A 19,260-nucleotide genomic window follows, 5' to 3' on the forward strand; every position below is an offset into this window, starting at 1 on the left:
GCAGCGGGTCAAGAGCCTTGTCGGGCCGAGGTCTTCGTCATCTGCCGGGCAATGCCGCGCAGGATGTGGACCTCCTCGTTGGTCAGCTCGGCGCGGTTGAAGAGCTGGTTCAGGCGCGGCATCAGCTTGCGCGGCGCGGCGGGGTCGAGGTAGCCGATGTCGACCAGCGATGCCTGCAAGTGATCCAGCAAGCCCTGCACGGCGCGCGCGTCGGCACGCTTGGGATCGGGCGTGCGCGCCTGCACACCGAAGCCGCCGATGGCCTGGCGCAGGTCGTAGGCCAGCAGCTGCACGGCCTGGGCCAGGTTCAGCGAGCCGTAGTCGGGGTGGGTCGGAATGCTCAGCACGGCATGGCAGCGGTAGACATCCTCGTTGCTCATGCCGTATCGCTCGGAGCCGAACACGAGCGCCAGGCGCGGCGTGGCTTCGCGGGCGGCCAGCTCGGCGAACAGTGCGCGCGGCTCGTGCGTCGGCGGGCCGAAGTCGCGCGGCGTCATCGCGGTGGCGCAGGCATGGTCCACGCCGTCGAGCGCCTCGGCCAGCGTGGCCACGACGCGCGCACGCGCCAGGATGTCAGCCGCGCCGCTGGCCATGGCCACCGCCTCCTCGTGGCAGAGCACATCGGCGAAGCGCGGCGCCACCAGCACCAGGTCGTGGAAGCCCATCACCTTCATCGCCCGCGCCGTCGCGCCGACGTTGCCGGCATGGCTGGTGTTGATGAGGATGAAGCGTGTGGATTCCACGGGTTTACTCGGAGGCGACGGCTAGAATCGCGCGATTATCCGGGCCGCCCACCCTGCAAGGAGGGGCGATCCGTCGCTCTTTCCTCCTGTCAGCCCCTTCTTCCCAGCGAGTGCCACGCATGCTGCAAACGTCTCACCATCCCATGCTCAATGTCGCCATCAAGGCGGCGCGTGCGGCTGGCGCCATCATCAACCGCGCCTCGCTGGACCTCGAAGCTCTGCGCATCAACACCAAGGGCTCGAACGACTTCGTCACCGAGGTCGACCACGCCGCAGAAGGGGTGATCATCGAGACGCTGCTGGGCGCCTACCCGGACCACGGCATCCTGGCCGAAGAGTCCGGCCGCACCCACGGCGCCAAGCATTCCGAGTTCGTCTGGATCATCGATCCGCTGGACGGCACCACCAACTTCATCCACGGCCTGCCGATGTATTGCGTGTCCATCGCGCTGGCGCATCGCGGTGTCGTACAACAGGCCGTCGTCTACGACCCGACGCGCAACGACCTTTTCTACGCCACCAAAGGGCGCGGCGCCTTCTGCAACGACCGCCGTTTGCGCGTGTCCAAGCGCACCCGCATGAGCGACTCGCTGATCGGCACCGGCTTCCCGTTCCGCCGCGGCGACAACTTCAAGCGCTACGTGAAGATGTTTGAGGAGGTCATGCAGAGCTGCGCCGGCCTGCGTCGGCCAGGGGCTGCCGCGCTGGACCTCTGCTATGTCGCCGCCGGCTACTACGACGCCTTCTTCGAGACCGGCCTGCAGCCCTGGGACGTGGCAGCGGGCTCGCTGATCATTGCCGAGGCCGGTGGCCTGGTCGGCAACTTCACGGGTGAAGCCGACTACCTGCACCAGCGCGAAGTCGTCGCAGGCAACCCCAAGATCTACGCGCAGCTCGTGACGATGCTGTCGCCGTACACCCGTGTCATCAAGGAAGAAGCTGCCGCTGCGCCTTCCGCGGAAGGCGACGTGGCCGCGGCTGTGGCTCCGGCGGCGCCGGTGGCCAAGAAGCGCGTCGCGGTGCGGCTCAAGAAGGAAGACATGAGCGGCGACGCGCCGGTCTGACCCGTCCGCTCTGTGGCCCCGGCGAAGCCCTCCTCGGAGGGCTTCGTCGTTTCTGCCGTGACGAAGTTGGCGGACGCCGCAGCTACGGGTGAACCCACCCCATGCGCCGTGACTTGTGCACGGCTACATCCCTTACACGTGGGGGGTTGACTCGACAGAATGCGGGCCAACGCGGCACAGCAGCCGCCTCGCTTTCACTCCAACCCATCCGAAAGATCCCATGTTCGCTCGCTCCGTTCTCGCCCTTGCCCTCGTTGCCGCCGCGTCCCTGGCCCATGCCGACGCCAAGGTCCTGAAGAAGGTGGCCCCCGAGTACCCCAACGAAGCCGTGAAGAAGAACATCAACAACGGCAGCGTGCGCGCCAAGATCGCCATCGCCGGTGACGGCAAGGTCTCGGGCGTCGAAGTCGTTGAAGCCGAACCCAAGCGCGTCTTCGACCGCGCCGCCGTCGAAGCCCTGAGCCAGTGGAAGTTCGAAGGCACCGGCGCCGCCCAGACGCATGAAGTGAAGCTGGTGTTCAAGTCGGAAGACTGATCAGACGCTTCGATAACGAGGCGCTTCGCTGAATTCAACAAGGCCCGCGATGCGGGCCTTGTTCTTTTATGGCTCTGATAATGCGCGGCTCGATGAAAGCCGACACCGCCCCCGACCTCGCGCCTCACACGCCCATGATGAGCCAATACCTTGGCTTGAAGGCGGACTTCCCGGACACGCTGCTGCTGTACCGGATGGGCGATTTCTACGAGGTCTTTTACGACGACGCGCGCAAGTGCAATGCGCTGCTGGACATCACGCTGACGCAGCGCGGCCAGAGCGCCGGCCAGCCGGTCGTCATGGCCGGCGTGCCAGTGCATGCACTGGAGAGTTATCTCGCCAAGCTCATCAAGCTGGGCGAAGCGGTGGCGATTGCAGAGCAGGTCGGCGAGGTCGGCGCGAGCAAGGGCCCGGTGGAGCGCAAGGTCGTACGGGTCGTCACGCCCGGCACCATCACCGACACCGAGCTGCTGGCCGACAAACAGGATGCCGTGCTGCTCGCCGTCTCCGGCCACGGCCGCCGACACGGGCTGGCGTGGCTGTCGCTGACGCAGGGCGAAATTGGTCTCGCCGAGTGCAGCGACGCGGAGTTGCCGGCCTGGCTGGCGCGGCTGTCGCCCGCCGAGGTGCTGGTGAACCGCGAGCAGCAGCCCGCCGGCGTCATGAAGGCGCGCTTTCCGGTCACGAACCGGCCAAGCTGGCAGTTCGACGGCGCTTTAGGCCAGCGCAAGCTCTGCGAGCAACTGGCCGTGGCCAGCCTGCAGGGCTTCAACGCGCATGAACTGGCCTTGGCTCATGCAGCGGGCAGCGCACTACTGGCGTTTGCCGAACACACGCAGGGCCGCGCGCTGGCCCATGTGCGGTCCTTGCGCGTGCAACGCAGCGGCGACTTGCTGGACCTGCCGCCGGCCACGCAGCGGAACCTGGAGCTGGTGCAGACGCTGCGCGGCGAACCTAGTCCCACCCTCTTCTCGCTGCTGGACACGTGCAAGAGCGGCATGGGCAGCCGCACGCTGCGCCATTGGCTGCTGCATCCCAGGCGTGACCGCGCTGAGGCCATCTCGCGCCACAACGCCATCGCGGCGCTGCATGCCGAAGGCTTCGAGCCGCTGCGTGAGGCGCTGAAGTCGGTCAGCGACGTGGAGCGCATCTCGGCCCGCATCGCCCTGCGCCAGGTGCGCCCTCGTGAGCTGACAGGCCTGCGCGCGACGCTGCAGGTCCTGCCCCAGCTGCGCGCCGTGACACCCACTGCACTGCGCGATGCCAGCCTGAACCCGCCCGTCGACATCCAGGAGCTGCTCGAGCGCGCCATCGCGCTGGAGCCGGCCATCCTGACGCGCGACGGCGGCGTCATCGCCGATGGCTTCGACACCGAGCTGGACGAGCTGCGCGGCATCCAGCAGAACTGCGACGGCTTCCTGCTGGACCTCGAAACGCGCGAGCGCGCCCGCACGGGCATCGCGAACCTGCGCGTGCAGTTCAACCGCGTGCACGGCTTCTACATCGAGGTGACGCAAGGCCAGGTCGACAAGGTGCCGATGGACTACCAGCGCCGCCAGACGCTGAAGAACGCCGAGCGCTACATCACGCCGGAGCTGAAGGCGTTTGAAGACAAGGCACTGTCGGCCAACGAGCGGGCACTGGCGCGCGAGAAGCTGCTGTATGAGCAGGTCATCGACGCCCTCATCACCCGCCTGGAGCCGCTGACGGCGCTGGGCCGCACGCTGGCCGGGCTGGACGCGCTGGCCGCGTTGGCCGAACGCGCCGTCACGCTGAACTGGTGCCGGCCGGAGTTCGTCTCGCAGCCCTGCCTGGAGATCGAGGCCGGCCGCCACCCCGTGGTGCAAGGCCGCCTGCAGGAGACCGGCGGCACGGAGTTCATGCCCAACGACTGCCGGCTGGACGCCCGCACCAGGCTGCTCGTCATCACCGGCCCGAACATGGGCGGCAAGAGCACGTTCATGCGTCAGGTCGCGCTGATCGCGCTACTCGCCGCCATCGGCTCCTACGTGCCCGCCACAAGCTGCCGCCTGGGACCGATGGACGCCATCCACACCCGCATCGGCGCGGCGGACGACCTCGCCAACGCGCAGTCCACCTTCATGCTGGAGATGACCGAGGGCGCGGCCATCCTGCATTCGGCGACAGATCAGTCCCTGGTGCTGATGGACGAGATCGGGCGGGGCACGTCGACCTTCGACGGCCTGGCACTGGCGTCGGCCATTGCCAGCCACCTGCACGACAGGACGCGCGCCTTCACGCTGTTCGCCACCCACTACTTCGAGCTGACCGAGTTCCCGGCCAAGCATGCGCAGGCGCAGAACTGGCACGTCTCGGCCGTGGAAAGCGGCGAGGACATCGTCTTCCTGCACGAGCTTCAGCCCGGCCCCGCCAGCCGCAGCTACGGCGTGCAGGTCGCCAGGCTCGCCGGCATGCCCGCCAGCCTGGTGCGCCAGGCCCGGGCGACGCTGGAGGCTTTGGAAGCTCGCCAGAACGCGGCCGATGACCAGTTCGACCTCTTTGCCGCCCCGCCCGCGCCACCGCCGCTGCCGGAGCCGAGCGGCCTGGTGGCTGCGCTGGACGGCATCGACCCTGATGCGCTGTCGCCGCGCGAAGCGCTTGAGGCGCTCTACAAGCTGAAGAAGCTGGCGAAGGCATGAGTCGAAAGACCATCGTCTTCTCGCATGCCAACAGCTACCCCGCCGGCTGCTACCGCCTGCTTTTCGAGCGCTGGCGCGCGGCCGGCTGGCGCGTCGAGGCGCTGGACCGCTTCGGCCACGACCCGCGCTTCCCGGTCACCGGCGACTGGCGCCTCCTGCGCGACCAGCTCATCCATTTCATAGAAGACGAGGTCAAGCCGAGTGACCGCGTCGCCCTTGTCGGCCACTCGCTGGGCGGCATGCTGAGCCTGATGGCCGCCTGCCGCCGGCCCGACCTCGTCAGCCGCCTGGTGATGCTGGATTCGCCCGTCGTCTCGGGTCTGAAGGCTGCTGCCGTCGCGGTGGCCAAGACGACCGGGCTGATCCACCGCTACGGTCCGTCCAGGGTTGCCCGCGAGCGCCGCCACGTCTGGCCCGACCGCGCCGCCGTGCATGCCCATTTCGCGGCCAAGAAGATGTTCGCCCGCTGGGACCCGCGCGTGCTGGCTGACTACATCGACGCCGGCTTCGAGGAGGCCGACGGCCATGTCCAGCTGCGCTTCAGCCGCGAGGTCGAAGCCCACGTCTACCGCACGCTGCCGCATCACCTGCCGCTGCTGCTGCGCCTGCGCCCGCCGCAATGCCCGGTCGCCTTCGTCGGCGGCACACGCTCGGCCGAGCTGCGCCAAGCGGGTGCAGCAGCCTCCCGGAAGCTGGCGGGTGACAGGTGGCGCTGGATGGAGGGCTCGCACCTGTATCCGTTCGAGAAGCCCGAGGAAACGGCTGACTTGGTGCTCGATCTGCTGGGCTGACCGGCCGCCTCTCTTACAATCGCAATTTCCACCTCAGCGCTGCTGTTCTGGCGCGCTGCAAGACATGACCAAATACGTCTTCGTCACGGGCGGCGTGGTGTCCTCGCTAGGCAAGGGCATCGCATCGGCTTCCCTGGCTGCCATCCTCGAATCGCGCGGCCTCAAAGTCACTCTCATCAAGCTGGACCCGTACATCAACGTCGACCCCGGCACGATGTCGCCCTTCCAGCACGGTGAGGTCTTCGTCACCGAAGACGGCGCCGAAACCGACCTCGATCTCGGCCACTACGAACGCTTCATCACCACGCGGATGAAGCGCACCAACAACTTCACGACCGGCCAGATCTACAAGACCGTGCTCGAGAAGGAACGCCGTGGCGACTACCTCGGCAAGACGGTGCAGGTGATCCCGCACATCACCAACGAGATCCAGGAATTCATCAAGCGTGGCGCCGAGGGCGTCGACGTGGCCATCGTCGAGATCGGCGGCACGGTGGGCGACATCGAGTCCCTGCCCTTCCTCGAAGCCGTGCGCCAGATGAGCCTGCGCGCCGGACCGACGAACACGGCCTATGTGCACCTGACCTACGTGCCCTGGATCGCCGCTGCGGGCGAGCTCAAGACCAAACCCACCCAGCACACGGTGCAGAAGCTGCGCGAGATCGGCATCCAGCCCGACGCGCTGCTGTGCCGCGCCGACCGCCGCATCCCCGACGACGAGCGCGAGAAGATCTCGCTGTTCACCAACGTTGCCGAGTACGGCGTGATCTCGATGTGGGACGTGAACACCATCTACAAGGTGCCCCGCCTGCTGCATGAACAAGGGCTGGACCAGCTCATCTGCACCAAGCTGCAGCTCAATACCAAGAGCGCCGACCTGCGCCGCTGGGACACGCTGGTCTACGAGGTCGAGAACCCCAAGACCGAAGTCACCATCGCCATGTGCGGCAAGTACACCGACCTGTCGGACTCGTACAAGTCGCTCAACGAAGCGCTGCGCCATGCCGGCATCCACAACCATGCCGGCGTGAAGATCGAGTACGTCGACAGCGAGACGCTGACGCCCGAGACGGTAGCCTCGCTGGGCAAGTTCGACGCCATCCTCGTGCCCGGCGGCTTCGGCAAGCGCGGCGTCGAGGGCAAGATACTGGCCGCCCAGTACGCGCGCGAGCACAAGCTGCCCTATCTGGGCATCTGCCTGGGCATGCAGGTTGCGACCATCGAGGTGGCCCGCCACCTGGCCGGCCTGGAAGGCGCCAACTCGACCGAGTTCGAACCCGACACGCCCCACCCCGTCATTGCACTCATCGACGAGTGGCAGGACGCCGACGGCAGCATCCAGAAACGCGACGAGAAAAGCGACCTCGGCGGCACCATGCGCCTGGGCGCGCAGAGCTCGGACGTCAAGCCCGGCACGCTGGCCTTCGACATCTACGGCAAGGTCGTCACCGAACGCCACCGCCACCGCTTCGAGGCCAACGAGCATTACCTGGACCGCCTGCAGCAGGCCGGCCTCGTCATCTCGGCCATCACCCAGCGCGAGAAGCTCACCGAGATGGTCGAACTGCCGCGCGAGGTGCACCCGTGGTTCGTCGGCGTGCAGTTCCACCCCGAGTTCAAGTCCACGCCCTGGGGCGGCCACCCGCTGTTCACGGCCTTCATCAAGGCCGCGCTGAACCACAAGCAGGAAGCCTGACCATGAAACTCTGCGGATTCGACGTCGGCATCGACCAACCCTTCTTCCTGATCGCCGGCACCTGCTCGATCGAGGGCCTGCAGATGTCGCTCGACGTCGCCGGCCTGTTGAAGGAGGCCTGCACCAGTCTCGGCATCCCGCTGATCTACAAGGGCTCGTTCGACAAGGCCAACCGCTCATCCAGCACCACCAAGCGAGGTGTCGGCATGGAAGCCGGCCTGAAGATCCTCGACGAGGTGCGCCGCCAGACCGGCCTGCCGGTGCTGACCGACGTGCACGATGCTGGCCAGGTGGCCGAGGTTTCCAGCGTCGTGGACGTGCTGCAGACCCCGGCCTTCCTGTGCCGCCAGACGGATTTCATCCGCGCGGTTGCGCAGTCGGGCAAGCCGGTCAACATCAAGAAGGGCCAGTTCCTCGCCCCGTGGGACATGAAAAATGTCATCGACAAGGCCCGCGCCGCCGCGCGCGAGGTGGGCCTGTCCGAGGACCTCTTCCTGGCCTGCGAGCGCGGCGTCAGCTTCGGCTACAACAACCTGGTTGCCGACATGACGAGCCTGGCCGAGATGCGCAACACCGGCGCGCCGGTGGTGTTCGACGTCACCCACTCGGTGCAGAAGCCCGGCGGCCTTGGTGGCTCGAGCGGCGGTGCCCGCGAGATGGTGCCGGTGCTGGCCCGTGCCGGCGTGGGCGTCGGCGTGGCGGGTCTGTTCATGGAAACGCACCCGAATCCCGCCGAGGCCTTCAGCGACGGGCCGAACGCCGTGCCGCTCAAGCACATGAAGACGCTGCTGGAACAGCTGGTGGCGCTGGATCGCGTCGTCAAGCAGCAGCCGCTGCTGGAGAACGACTTCTCCTGCTGAAGGGGAAATCATCCGCCCCTGGCAGCGATGACCTGCCCCCTCCGTCACAACGACCTCTCCTGCTGAGAACACATGGCCGCCTACATCCTCGCCAACGTCACGGTCACCCACCCAGCACAGTACGAGGATTACCGGCGGCTCTCGACGCTGGCGATGAAGGAGCACGGCGCCGAGGTGCTGGTCCGCGGCGGCCAGACAACCCTGCTCGAGGGTGACTGGATGCCCGAGCGGGTCGTGCTGTTGAAGTTCCCGTCCCGGGAGGCCGCGCAAGCCTTCTATGACTCGCCGGAGTACGGCGCAGCGCGCGAGGCCCGCGAGGGCATCGCGGTGATGCGCATGGTCCTGATCGACGGCGTCTGACGGCGTGCCGGTCGTTCTGTTGCTGCTGGGCGCGCTGTTTGGCGGCTTCGCTTCCGAAAGCCTGATCGGCGCACTGCTCGGCGCCGCCATCGGCTGGCTGGCCTGGCAGCAGTCGCAACAGGGTCGGCGGATAGCTCAGCTGGAAAAGCAGTTGCAGGCAAGCGCGACCGCCCCGGCCGTGGCGCCCCAGCCCGTGTCTGTGCGAGCGCCTGCCGCAGCGCCGGTCGCCGCAGCCGAAGCCGTGCCAACCGCCCGGCCCGAGGCGGCAGTCGCCATCCCGGTGCCGCCTGTCATCGCCACACCGGTCGCCTCATCTCAATCTCCGAGGCCGCCCGTCCAGCCGTCTCACGCCCCGGTTCCGGCGGCCACGCCGACCCCGCGCCGCCCCATTCCGATGCCCGCCTGGGCGCAGCGCATCGCGGCGGCCAACACCATCGTCAAGGTCGGGCTGGCCATGCTCTTCCTCGGCCTGGTCTTCCTGGCCCGCTTTGCGGCCGAGAACGTCACGGTGCCGCTGGAACTGCGCCTGGCTGGCATCGGCGCGACCGGCATTGCACTGCTGACGGTCGGCTGGCGTCTGCGCCTGCGCTCGCGCGGCTACGGGCTGCTGCTGCAGGGCGGCGGCGTGGCCGTGGTCTACCTGACGCTGTTTGCCGCCGTGAAGCTGGCCGGCCTTCATCCGCTGGGCCTGGTGTTCGCGCTGATGCTGTCCGTCTCACTGCTGGCCGCGCTGCTGGCCGTGAAGCAGGACGCGCAGGCGCTGGCCGTCGTTGCGGCGCTGGGCGGCTACGCGACCCCGCTGCTGCTGTCCACAGGTGGCGGCGCCATCGCCATGCTGCTGGGCTACTACCTCGTGCTCGGCCTGGGCGTCGCGCTGGTCGCCTGGTTCAAGCACTGGCCGCGGTTGAACCTCATCGCCTTCGGCTTCACGTCCGTCGTCGCCGGCGCCTGGGGCGCCACCAGCTATACGAGTGCCGACTACGCCGTCGCCCAGGGCTTCCTGATCGCCTTCTGGCTGCTGTTCACCGCCGTGCTGCTGTTGCCCGGCCGCCGCGCACAAGCGCCCGAGCCCTGGCTGCAGGCCACGCTGTTGTTCGGCGTGCCGGTCTTCGGCTCGGCGATGCAGTACACGCTGCTCAAGCCCGACTCCATGGCCATCGCCTTCGCCGCGCTGCTGATCGGCGGCGCCTATGTGGGCTTTGCCGCATGGGTGCGGCGTCGCCCGGCGCACGCGCTCGTGTTCGAGGCCTTCATCGCGCTGGCCGCCGTGTTCGGCACGCTGGTCATCCCCTTCGCCTTGAGTGCCGAGGCCACCGCCGGCGCCTGGGCGCTGGAGGGCGCGGGCGCCGTGTGGCTGAGCCTGCGCCAGCGCCGCCTGCGCGTGCTGGCCAGCGGCCTGGCGCTGATGGCGCTGGGCGGCTTCACGCTGGTTTTCTCGATGTCCCGCGACGACTCGTCAGGCCTGCTTGCCTCGTCACAGCTGCTGAACGCGCTGCTTATCGCCGCCGCGGGGCTGGGTGCCGCACGCTTCCTGGGCCGCGACGACAGCCGACCTTGGCACGCAGGCGTTGCGTTCACGCTGGTCGGCTGGGGAACGCTGTGGCTCGCCGTCGCGGCAGGCATCGTGCTTGACCAGTGGGTGCCGGCACCGCACGAATGGGCCGTCAGCGTCGCGCTGGTCGCCGCCATCGGCCTCGTGCTGTTGGGCCTGCAGGCGCTGTGGCGCTGGCCCACCGTCGCGTGGCCGACGGCGTTGCTGCTGCCGGCCTGGGGTTTGCTCGGAATCCTCGGCACCGTGCTGCACGGCGCGCCGCTGTCGGCCGGTGGCGCGTGGGCCCTGCCGCTGGCCTGGGTCGCTCAAGCGCTGGTGCTGCAACGTACCGCGCCGCACTGGCCCGCGCTGCTGCGCAATGCCACGCATGCCGGCAGCCTGCTGGCCTTCGCGCTGCTCGGCGCTCTGCAGGGCCGTCATTGGACTGCTGACCTCGGCAATATCGACGGTAACGGCGGCAGCGCCTGGGGCTGGCTGGGCTGGCTGCTGGTGCCGGCGCTGCTGCTGGCCGCCGTGCTTCGCCAGCAGAAGCGCCTGCCCGAACGTCAGGTCTGGCCGCTGCGCCTGGCACCCGCCGCCTACGCCCAGGTGGGCGCGGCCGTGCTGAGCCTGTCGCTCGCCGCGTGGGTGCTGATCGCCAACTGGGCCAGTCCCGGCAACGCCCAGCCCCTGCCGTATATCCCGGTGCTCAACCCGCTGGACCTCGGCATCGCTGCCGCGCTGCTCGCCATCGTCGCCTGGCTGCGCAGCCCGGCCGCGGCAGCGCTCAAGTTGCCGCAGCAGATGTTGGCGGTGCCTGCAGGCCTCGCCTTCCTGTGGCTCAACGGCATGCTGATCCGCTGCTTCCACCACTGGGGCGGCGTGCCGTATCACGTCGACGGCTGGCTCGATTCACGCGGCGTGCAGACCGGCCTGGCCCTGCTGTGGAGCGCGCTCGCCCTGGTGCTGATGCTGCTCGGCACGCGCCGCCACCAGCGCGCGCCGTGGCTGGCCGGCGCCGTGCTGCTGGGCGCTGTCGTGCTGAAGCTGATGGTGTTCGACCTGCAGGGCAGCGGCACCGTGCTGCGCATCGTTTCCTTCATCGGCGTGGGCGTGCTGATGCTGGTGATCGGCTATGTCGCGCCCCTCCCTGGTTCTTCCGGTTCCTCTGGTTCGTCCCGCGATGAAAAAACGCCTGTTTGAACTGCTCATGCTGCTGGCCGCCGCGTCGGCCAGCGCCGCGCCGCACCGCGCGCCGGTCCAGGTCACCCAGCCCGCGCCCTTCCTGACGCTGGACGCCAGCGCCGAGGCCTGGCAGCACAGCCTGGGCAGCGACCTGAGCGACTGGCAGTTGCTCGACGCGCAGGGGCGGCGCGTGCCATTCGCACTGCTGCCGGAGAACGGCTTCGTCGTACCGCCCGAGCGCGAGCTCAAGCTGTTCGCGCTGCCGCCCGCGCCCCAGCCGGCCTCGGCGCCGCCGAACAAGGCGCCGGCCGGCTGGCTGCTGGACCTGGGCGAGCCCGCGCGCTGGCCCGCCGAGCCGCAGCAGTTGCGCCTGCGCTGGCCCGCCGACGCGGCGCCCTTCCAGGCCGGCTACCGGCTCGAAACCAGTGCCGACCTGCAAGCCTGGCGCTTCCTGGGCACCGGCCAGCTGCTGGGCTTGCGCAACGCAGACGGCGCGCCCCTGGGCCAGCCGCTGGTGGCCCTGCCCGACCGCCCGCAGCGCTATGTGCGCCTGGTCTGGGACGACTCGGCCCGCAGCGTGCAGCCTGAAGGCGCCGCGCTGCTCGCTCGATCTGCCGGCTCGGCACCGCAGCAGATCGCGCGCACGGCCACACTGCCCGCACCCGATGCCGATGGCGGCTGGGTCGTGCCCCTGGGCGGCCCGCAGCCACTGCTGAGCTTGACGCTGTCCGGCACCCAGGGCACCTGGGTGCTGCCGGTGCAGGTGCAGACCCGCTCGGGCCCCCAGTCGCCCTGGCAGACCGTCGCCCGCAGCGTGTTCTACCGCGTCGACCGCGGTGCAGCGCCGGCCGACCTGGCGCCCGCGCTGCCGCTGGCCCTGAGCGCCCGCGAGCTGCGCCTGCTGCCGCCACGCGGCACTGCCTTGCCACCGGCCAGCAGCCTTCAGTTGAGCTGGACCGTGCGCACCGCCCGCCTCGTCTGGGCCGCGCAGGGCGAGCCGCCGTTCAGCCTGCAGGTTGGCAAGGCCGCGCCCGAGGCCGGCCCGCGAACGCTCGCCGATGTCGTGCCCAACTGGTCACAAGAACAGTCGCGCCTGGGCCAGGCCAGCCTGGGCGCCTTCACGGCGCAGGCCGAACCGGCTGCGCCCGCCCTGCCACCGCGCCGCCTGCTGCTGTGGGTGGTGCTCGGCCTGGGCGTTGCCGCGCTCGCCGCAGTCACCTGGCGGCTGTGGCGGCAGGGACCGACGGGCAATGCCAGCACTTAAACTCCCGCGCCTGCACCGGCCGATTGATGTGACGCGGTAACGCCCGCTTGGCACACTGCATCCGCCCCGAATTTTCACTTTCCCTGGAGACACTGAATGAGCGCCATCGTTGACATCGTCGGTCGAGAAATCCTCGACAGCCGCGGCAATCCCACCGTCGAATGCGACGTGCTGCTGGAGTCCGGCGTCATGGGTCGTGCGGCCGTGCCGTCGGGCGCTTCGACCGGTTCGCGCGAAGCCATCGAGCTGCGCGACGGCGACAAGAGCCGCTACCTGGGCAAGGGCGTGCTGAAGGCCGTTGAGCACATCAACACCGAGATCAGCGAAGCCGTGCTGGGCCTGGACGCCTCCGAGCAGGCCTTCCTGGACAAGACGCTGATCGACCTGGACGGCACCGAGAACAAGAGCCGCCTGGGCGCCAACGCGATGTTGGCAGTGTCCATGGCGGTGGCGCGTGCGGCCGCTGAAGAGTCCGGCCTGCCGCTGTATCGCTACTTCGGCGGCATGAACGGCTGCCAGCTGCCGGTGCCGATGATGAACGTCATCAACGGCGGCGCCCATGCCAACAACTCGCTGGACCTGCAGGAACTGATGATTGTTCCCGTGGGCGCACCGAGCTTCCGCGAAGCGCTGCGCTGGGGCGCCGAAGTCTTCCATGCGCTGAAGAAGATCCTGCACGACAAGCACATCTCCACCGCTGTCGGCGATGAAGGCGGCTTCGCGCCCAGCGTCGAGAGCCATGAGGCGGCCATCCAGCTGATCCTGCAGGCCATCGACAACGCCGGCTACCGCGCCGGCGAGCAGATCGCCATCGCCCTGGACTGCGCGGCCAGCGAGTTCTACAAGGATGGCAAGTACGTGCTGGATGGCGAAGGCGGCATCCAGCTCACGGCCCAGGAATGGACCGACATGCTGGCCACGTGGGTCGACAAGTACCCCATCATCTCGATCGAAGACGGCATGGCCGAAGGCGACTGGGACGGCTGGAAGATCCTGACCGACCGCCTGGGCAAGAACGTGCAGATCGTCGGCGACGACCTGTTCGTCACCAACACCAAGATCCTGCAAGAGGGCATCGACAAGGGCATCGCCAATTCGATCCTGATCAAGATCAACCAGATCGGCACGCTGACCGAGACCTTCGCCGCCATCGAGATGGCCAAGCGCGCCGGCTACACGGCCGTCATCTCGCACCGTTCGGGCGAGACTGAAGACAGCACCATCTCCGACATCGCCGTCGGGCTGAACGCCGGCCAGATCAAGACTGGCTCGCTGTCGCGCTCGGACCGCATGGCCAAGTACAACCAGCTGCTGCGCATCGAAGAGGACCTGGGCGACGTGGCGGTCTACCCCGGCCGCGCTGCGTTCTACAACTTGAAGTGATCCGTTCGGTAGCCCCCGCCCTGCGGGCCGAGCGCCGGGCTGCTCCCAAGCCGGCCCGGCCTGGCGATGTGCTTGCGGCTCAACGCCGCGAGCATCGCCGTCCCCTCGGGGGACCGACCAGACTCGCCCGCGCCCAGCGGGGCGAGGATGGGCGAGGGGCACCATGAAAGTCCTTGCCCTGGTCCTGGCGGTCTTTTTGATCGCCATCCAGGCCCAACTTTGGGTGGGCCGGGGCAGCCTTCCGTACGTGGCCCATCTCCGGGAGGAGGTGGCGCAGGCGCGGGCCGAGAACGACCAGGCGCGCGCTCGCAATGCCCAGCTGCAGGCCGAGCTGCGCGATCTGCGCGAGGGCCTGGAGATGGTGGAAGAGAAGGCCCGCTTCGAGCTGGGCATGATCAAGTCCGACGAGGTCTTCGTGCCGCTGCCGCCCGCCGCCGCGTCGGCGGGCCGGCGCTGATGCTCGCCACCTTGTGGGCGGCGCTGCTGGCGCCGGCCTTCACCGCTTTCGACACCCCCGTCTCGTGGCTCGAACTCGTCGCCTTCGTATTGGCCGTGTGGATGGTCATCTGCAATATGCGGGTGAGTCTGCTGGCCTGGCCGCTGGCGCTGATCAGCTCGATGATGTATTTCGCGCTCTTCTGGGACGGCAAGCTCTACGGCGAGGCGGGGCTGCAGCTCGTGTTCGCCACGCTGGCCGTCTGGGGCTGGTGGCAATGGCGCTTCGGCCGCACGCGCGACGGCGACGCGCTCGAGGTGCGCCGCCTCGGCCTGCAAGGCCTACTGAAGCCCGCGTTGCTGACGCTGGCCGCCTGGCCGCTGCTCGGCCTGTTCCTCGACCGCGCCACCGACAGCCCCCTGCCCTACTGGGACGCCTTTCCGACCGTGGCCAGCCTGTTGGGCCAATGGCTGCTGGCGCGCAAATACGAGGAGAACTGGCCGACCTGGATCGTCGTCAACGTCGTCAGCGTCGTGCTGTTCGGGCTCAAGGGCTATTGGCTGACGGTCATCCTCTACGCGGGCTTCATCCCGATGAGCGTGATCGGCTGGCGCGCCTGGAGGCGAGCTTGAAACTGGTCGCCCTGCTGGGTGCCGAGTGCACCGGCAAGTCCACTCTCGCCGAGGCACTGGCCGCGAGGTTCAGCGCCGGCCTCGTGAGCGAGTACCTGCGCGAGTGGTGCGACGCCCACAACCGCACGCCGCAGCAGCACGAGCAGGCCCACATCGCCGCCGAACAGGCCGCGCGCATCGACGCCGCAGCGCGCCAGCATGAGCTGGTGTTCTGCGACACGACGCCCCTCATCACGGCGCTGTGCAGCCAGCACTACTTCGACGACGACTCGCTGCTGGCCGATGCGATTGCCTTCCAACGGCGCTGCGATCTGACTTTGCTCTGTGCGCCCGACCTGCCCTGGCAGGCCGACGGCATCCAGCGTGATGGCCCGGCAGTGCGGCAGGCCTTCGACGCCCGGCTGCGCGCCGCGCTGACGGCCGGGGGCATCGCCTGGGTCGACATCGTCGGCAGCGAGGCCGAACGCCAGGCTGCGGCGATAGCCGCCGTTCAACGTCCCAGCAGCAGGTAGTCGAACAGCTGTGTGCCACCCGCGCCGCCCAGCGGCACGAGCATGGCTTTGAGCAGCGGCTGGTCGAAAAAGGATGCGAAGGCGCCCTGCTGGTTGTTCTCGACCTGGGCGATCAGGCGCTTGAAGGGCTCGACGAGGTCGCTCAGCGGCTTGCCGCTGCCGGCCAGCCAGCGCAGGTCGGCCTGCATGGACTCCAGGGCGCGCTTGCGCGTGGCCTCGGCGGATTGCTTGAGCAGGAAGGTCAGCCCGATCAGCGCCGCCACGTAGAAGCACACGCCCACGGCGATGGCTGGCGTCAGCGCCCAGTTGTCGAACAGGCGGCTGCGCGCCACCACCAGCAGCGCCAGCACGACGAAGGGGCCGATGACGAGGCGCGCGACCGGCGCGCTGCGGCGGGCCACCACCTGCACGTCGATCCAGTCGTCCAGCAGCGTGTGCATGGCAAAGCCGCCGCCGCTCTTGCTGCGCTCCTCGGGCCGGGCGCAGAAGCGCTGTGCCCACAGCGCCTGCTGCTCCTCGCCGAGTGATCGGGAGAACATCTCGATGGTCGCGTCCGGATAGAAGCTGCGGCCGACGTTCAGGTGGCGCACGAAGCGCACCAGCAGCACGATGGAATCGGCCACCGCAACGATGAGCAGCGGCAGCATCAGCAGGATGACGTAGAGCGTCGCCTTGACGATCTGGCGGTGCTCGTCGCCGCGCACCGGCACCTCGGGGATCTGGCCCTCGGACAGGCCCAGGTACATCAGGCCGACGAGCACGATGGTCAGCACGAACCACACCAGCGTGCGGGCGGCGCGGGGCCGGGCTTCGCCACGCTCGCCGTACTCCTGCCAGAGCTGCTCGAAGTCGCAGCTGTAGCCCACGCCGGGTTTCCAGAACAGCACGCTGACCTGCTCGAACCAGCCCTGCACCAGTTCACGCAGGTTGCTGCGTACCACCGCCTGCGGCACCGGGCGCGGCAGGCGCAGCCAGTCGGAGTCGCGCCGCAGCAGCTGCAGCGAGCAGGCCCAGGCCCAGTCCAGCGTCCAGAAGATGGCGAACAGCGCCAGCAGGTGGATGAGGTGGGACGGCCAGGCACTGACGCCTTCCAGCCAGGCCACCGGCTCGCAGGTGCTGCAGGCGCCCGTGCCGCGCCAACCGGCGGCGGGCCAGGCCAGCCACAGCCACACGCCGGCCATCATCATCAGCACGACGAGGTGGAGCCGGTCCACGCCGGCCGCCTGGTTGGGCGGCGCCGGTTGCTCACGCCGCGCCGACAGAAGTGCCGGCAACACGGCCAGCAGTGCGCCGAAAGCGGCCAGGCTGGCCAGCAGCAAGGCGTGGATGAAGTCCAGCCGGCTGGGCAGCACGAACTCGATGAGGCTGGCGAGCACATAGGAAAACAGCCCTGCGTGCAAGGCCACTAGCACGATGGCCGTCATGTCCATCTGCGGCTGGTTGTCCATCGTCGGCTCACGCAGGAAGACGCGCCGCGCCTGCTTGATGGCCGGCGTGGACGGCCAGACGAGCAGCATCGTGCCGGTGATCGCAATCATCAGCACGGCCACGAAGAGCCGCCCCGCGTTGTTCAGCGCGGGTCGTGCGTCCAGCGCATAACCGGCAAGGGGCACGGCGTTGCTGCGGCCGATCTCGTAGAGCGACGGGTTGAGCAGGGCCAGGTCCAGCGCGGTGCGCTCACGCTGCTTGCAGGCCTCGTCGCGGCAGCCGGCGCGGCGCGCGGCGGCATACGTGCTGGTCTGGTAGATATCGCGCAGCGGCGGCGTGCCGGCCTGCAGGTTGACCGGCTGGGGCCCGGCCTTCTCAGGCTGCTCGGACGGCGGATAGAAGGACAGCGGCAGGCTGCTGGCCACGACGAGGTTGCGCGTGAAGGCCTGTGTGCGCGGGTGCAGATAGCGCGCATCCATGTCCGTCGTGAAGAACATCTTGTCGGAGAAGTCTTCGTGCAGGGCCTGCAGCACGAGCAGCTTGTCGTGCACGTCATTGGCAAAGATGCCGATGGCGCCCACGGGCGGCAACTCCGGGTTGGTCTCACTGCGCTTGAGGTCGGCGCCCAGGCGGCGCAGGTAATCGAGCTGGTCGCGGCTTTCGGGCCATTCCAGCATCTGCGTGCTCTTGCTTGTGCTGGGCACCGTCGTCTCGCGCGTGGTCACGCCGTCCAGCCCGCGGAAGAAATACACCACCTCCAGCTGCAGCCTGTCCTGCCCGCCCTGCCCCAGCCGATGCTTGAGCTCCGCCACCAACGACTGCGCGTAGAGAGAATCCCGCTCGGCGACGACGACGACCCGGCGCTTGCTCTCCGTCGACAGGCGCAGGCGGATCTCTGCATCCAGCTTGCGGATCAGCTCGCCGTCGTTGCCCACGGTGCGCTGCAGCTGCACCGCGCCGCTCTGCCCGGTGATGCGGCCGAACTGCTCGGTGACGAAGGCGTCCAGGTCCTGCTTGTTCAGCTCCGCCAGCATGCGGTTGGGCGCCGTCGAGGCCGAGTTGTAGAACTCCGCACGAGACAGCAGCCGGTAGCCCTCGTGCACGTCGGGCGCCAGGCGCAGGCTGTCCTGCATGCCGGGCGCGGCGCAGCGCTCGGCTGCGGCCGAGGCTGCGGTGCTGCGGTCGGCCGCGCAGCGCAGGTCGGCCAGGGCCTGGCGCAGCGCGTCTGTGGACGAGGGACCGATGACGGCCAGGCTGGGCTGGCCGCCCTCCTTGAACTTGAAGCTGGCAAAGCCGCGCGCGCGCTCACCGATCAGTTGCTGCGTCAGGCGGGCCAGTGCGTCCAGCTTGCGGCTGGGCAAGGCGTTCTCGTCTACCCACAGCACGGCCACCTGGGCATAGCGGGTATTCACGCGGCCCGGCCTGTCGCGGTGGCCGGTGCGCTGCGACAGCAGTTCGTAGGGCACGACGAAGGGCGCGCGTGCCTTGGCCGGAGTGCTTGCGGCCGAGGCTGGCGCAGAGACGGGTGCAATAGCGGCCTTGGGCTGGGCCGCCTCCAGCAGGTCGAACTCCAGCAGGCTCAGCCGCTCGGCGTTGTCGGGCACGTAGTCCATGGCCAGGAAGCCCGCCAGCGCGGCATAGCGCACGCGGCGGCGTGCCTCCTCCGCGCCGACGAAGTCCGCCCCCGGCAGCAGGCCCAGCACGACCAGGGTGTCGTCCAGGCGCTGATCGTGGTCGCGGTCCAGCTTGGCGAGCATGTTGCGCGGGTCGCGCGCCTCGGCCACGCGGTCCAGGCAGTCCACGTCCATCTCGCGGGAGGCCTGCTTGCGAAAGCGCTCGCAGCGCTCGGAGCGTTCGGTCTCGTAGCGGCGCAGTGCGGCAAAGGGGTCTTCCCAGAGCCGGGCGTTGACTTCCAGCTCCGGGTCCAGTGGCGCCTGGGCGCGGGGCTTCTCGGCCGGGCGCAGCGGCTCGAACGCATGAGGCACCAGCTGCGTGCTGGCCACAAACGCCACCAGCACCGCCGCACTCGCCCACGGGAAACCACCCAAGCCGCCTTTGGCATCTGCCATCGCCCGCTCCCGCCCGCGCGAAAACGGGCCACCCGCCAAGGTCTCAGCTCAGGCGGCCGGCGTCAATCACCAGGACGGTGCGCGTCCCCAGAAGGCATGAGACCGCGTTGC

Annotated in this window: 15 protein-coding genes; 13 read left to right on the forward strand and 2 right to left on the reverse strand. The window is 68.9% G+C overall.

The window, feature by feature from the left end; translation table 11 throughout:
* Nucleotides 1-8: 8 nt before the first annotated feature.
* A complete protein-coding gene (locus AC0IZJ_RS04170) occupies nt 9-743 on the reverse strand; it encodes an RNA methyltransferase (RefSeq protein WP_471846932.1) in 735 nt (244 codons plus the stop codon).
* Between the two features lie 122 nt (nt 744-865).
* Between AC0IZJ_RS04170 and AC0IZJ_RS04175 the strand changes: the two genes are divergently transcribed.
* The 13 genes from AC0IZJ_RS04175 (at nt 866) to AC0IZJ_RS04235 (ending at nt 15,652) form a co-directional block, all read left to right on the forward strand.
* The gene (locus AC0IZJ_RS04175) at nt 866-1,807 is read left to right on the forward strand and encodes an inositol monophosphatase family protein (RefSeq protein WP_471847143.1); all 942 of its coding nucleotides are present in this window, start codon (nt 866-868) and stop codon (nt 1,805-1,807) included.
* A 220-nt stretch (nt 1,808-2,027) separates the two neighbouring features.
* Complete coding sequence (locus AC0IZJ_RS04180) at nt 2,028-2,342, forward strand: energy transducer TonB (protein ID WP_457426551.1); 315 nt, start codon at nt 2,028-2,030, stop codon at nt 2,340-2,342.
* A 92-nt stretch (nt 2,343-2,434) separates the two neighbouring features.
* Entirely contained in the window at nt 2,435-5,002 is a 2,568-nt protein-coding gene (gene mutS / locus AC0IZJ_RS04185; RefSeq protein WP_471846934.1) for a DNA mismatch repair protein MutS, read from the forward strand.
* On the forward strand, nt 4,999-5,793 hold the full coding sequence (locus tag AC0IZJ_RS04190; RefSeq protein WP_471846936.1) for an alpha/beta fold hydrolase: 795 nt from the start codon (nt 4,999-5,001) through the stop codon (nt 5,791-5,793). Before mutS ends, AC0IZJ_RS04190 begins: the two co-directional genes overlap by 4 nt.
* A 64-nt stretch (nt 5,794-5,857) precedes the next feature.
* Nucleotides 5,858-7,489: a CTP synthase gene (locus AC0IZJ_RS04195; RefSeq protein WP_471846938.1), complete on the forward strand. Its 1,632-nt coding sequence runs from the start codon at nt 5,858-5,860 to the stop codon at nt 7,487-7,489.
* A 2-nt stretch (nt 7,490-7,491) separates the two neighbouring features.
* On the forward strand, nt 7,492-8,349 hold the full coding sequence (gene kdsA / locus AC0IZJ_RS04200; RefSeq protein WP_471846940.1) for a 3-deoxy-8-phosphooctulonate synthase: 858 nt from the start codon (nt 7,492-7,494) through the stop codon (nt 8,347-8,349).
* A gap of 72 nt (nt 8,350-8,421) precedes the next feature.
* Nucleotides 8,422-8,709: a DUF1330 domain-containing protein gene (locus AC0IZJ_RS04205; RefSeq protein ID WP_471846942.1), complete on the forward strand. Its 288-nt coding sequence runs from the start codon at nt 8,422-8,424 to the stop codon at nt 8,707-8,709.
* Between the two features lie 4 nt (nt 8,710-8,713).
* Nucleotides 8,714-11,443, forward strand: a complete 2,730-nt coding sequence (locus tag AC0IZJ_RS04210; protein WP_471846944.1) for a DUF2339 domain-containing protein — start codon at nt 8,714-8,716, stop codon at nt 11,441-11,443.
* Nucleotides 11,424-12,689 carry a DUF3999 family protein gene (locus AC0IZJ_RS04215; protein ID WP_471846946.1) on the forward strand — a complete coding sequence of 422 codons (1,266 nt, stop codon included), beginning with the start codon at nt 11,424-11,426 and terminating at the stop codon, nt 12,687-12,689. Before AC0IZJ_RS04210 ends, AC0IZJ_RS04215 begins: the two co-directional genes overlap by 20 nt.
* A 96-nt stretch (nt 12,690-12,785) precedes the next feature.
* On the forward strand, nt 12,786-14,072 hold the full coding sequence (gene eno, locus AC0IZJ_RS04220; RefSeq protein ID WP_471846948.1) for a phosphopyruvate hydratase: 1,287 nt from the start codon (nt 12,786-12,788) through the stop codon (nt 14,070-14,072).
* Between the two features lie 163 nt (nt 14,073-14,235).
* Complete coding sequence (locus tag AC0IZJ_RS04225) at nt 14,236-14,529, forward strand: septum formation initiator family protein (RefSeq protein WP_471846950.1); 294 nt, start codon at nt 14,236-14,238, stop codon at nt 14,527-14,529.
* Entirely contained in the window at nt 14,529-15,140 is a 612-nt protein-coding gene (gene pnuC, locus AC0IZJ_RS04230; protein ID WP_471846952.1) for a nicotinamide riboside transporter PnuC, read from the forward strand. Before AC0IZJ_RS04225 ends, pnuC begins: the two co-directional genes overlap by 1 nt.
* On the forward strand, nt 15,137-15,652 hold the full coding sequence (locus AC0IZJ_RS04235; protein WP_471846954.1) for an AAA family ATPase: 516 nt from the start codon (nt 15,137-15,139) through the stop codon (nt 15,650-15,652). Before pnuC ends, AC0IZJ_RS04235 begins: the two co-directional genes overlap by 4 nt.
* On the opposite strand, the gene AC0IZJ_RS04240 is transcribed toward AC0IZJ_RS04235, so the two are convergent.
* A complete protein-coding gene (locus AC0IZJ_RS04240) occupies nt 15,631-19,149 on the reverse strand; it encodes a hypothetical protein (RefSeq protein ID WP_471846956.1) in 3,519 nt (1,172 codons plus the stop codon). The two genes, AC0IZJ_RS04235 and AC0IZJ_RS04240, sit on opposite strands and share 22 nt — an antisense overlap.
* Between the last annotated feature and the right edge of the window lie 111 nt (nt 19,150-19,260).

This window comes from Roseateles sp. AC306 (assembly GCF_979253795.1).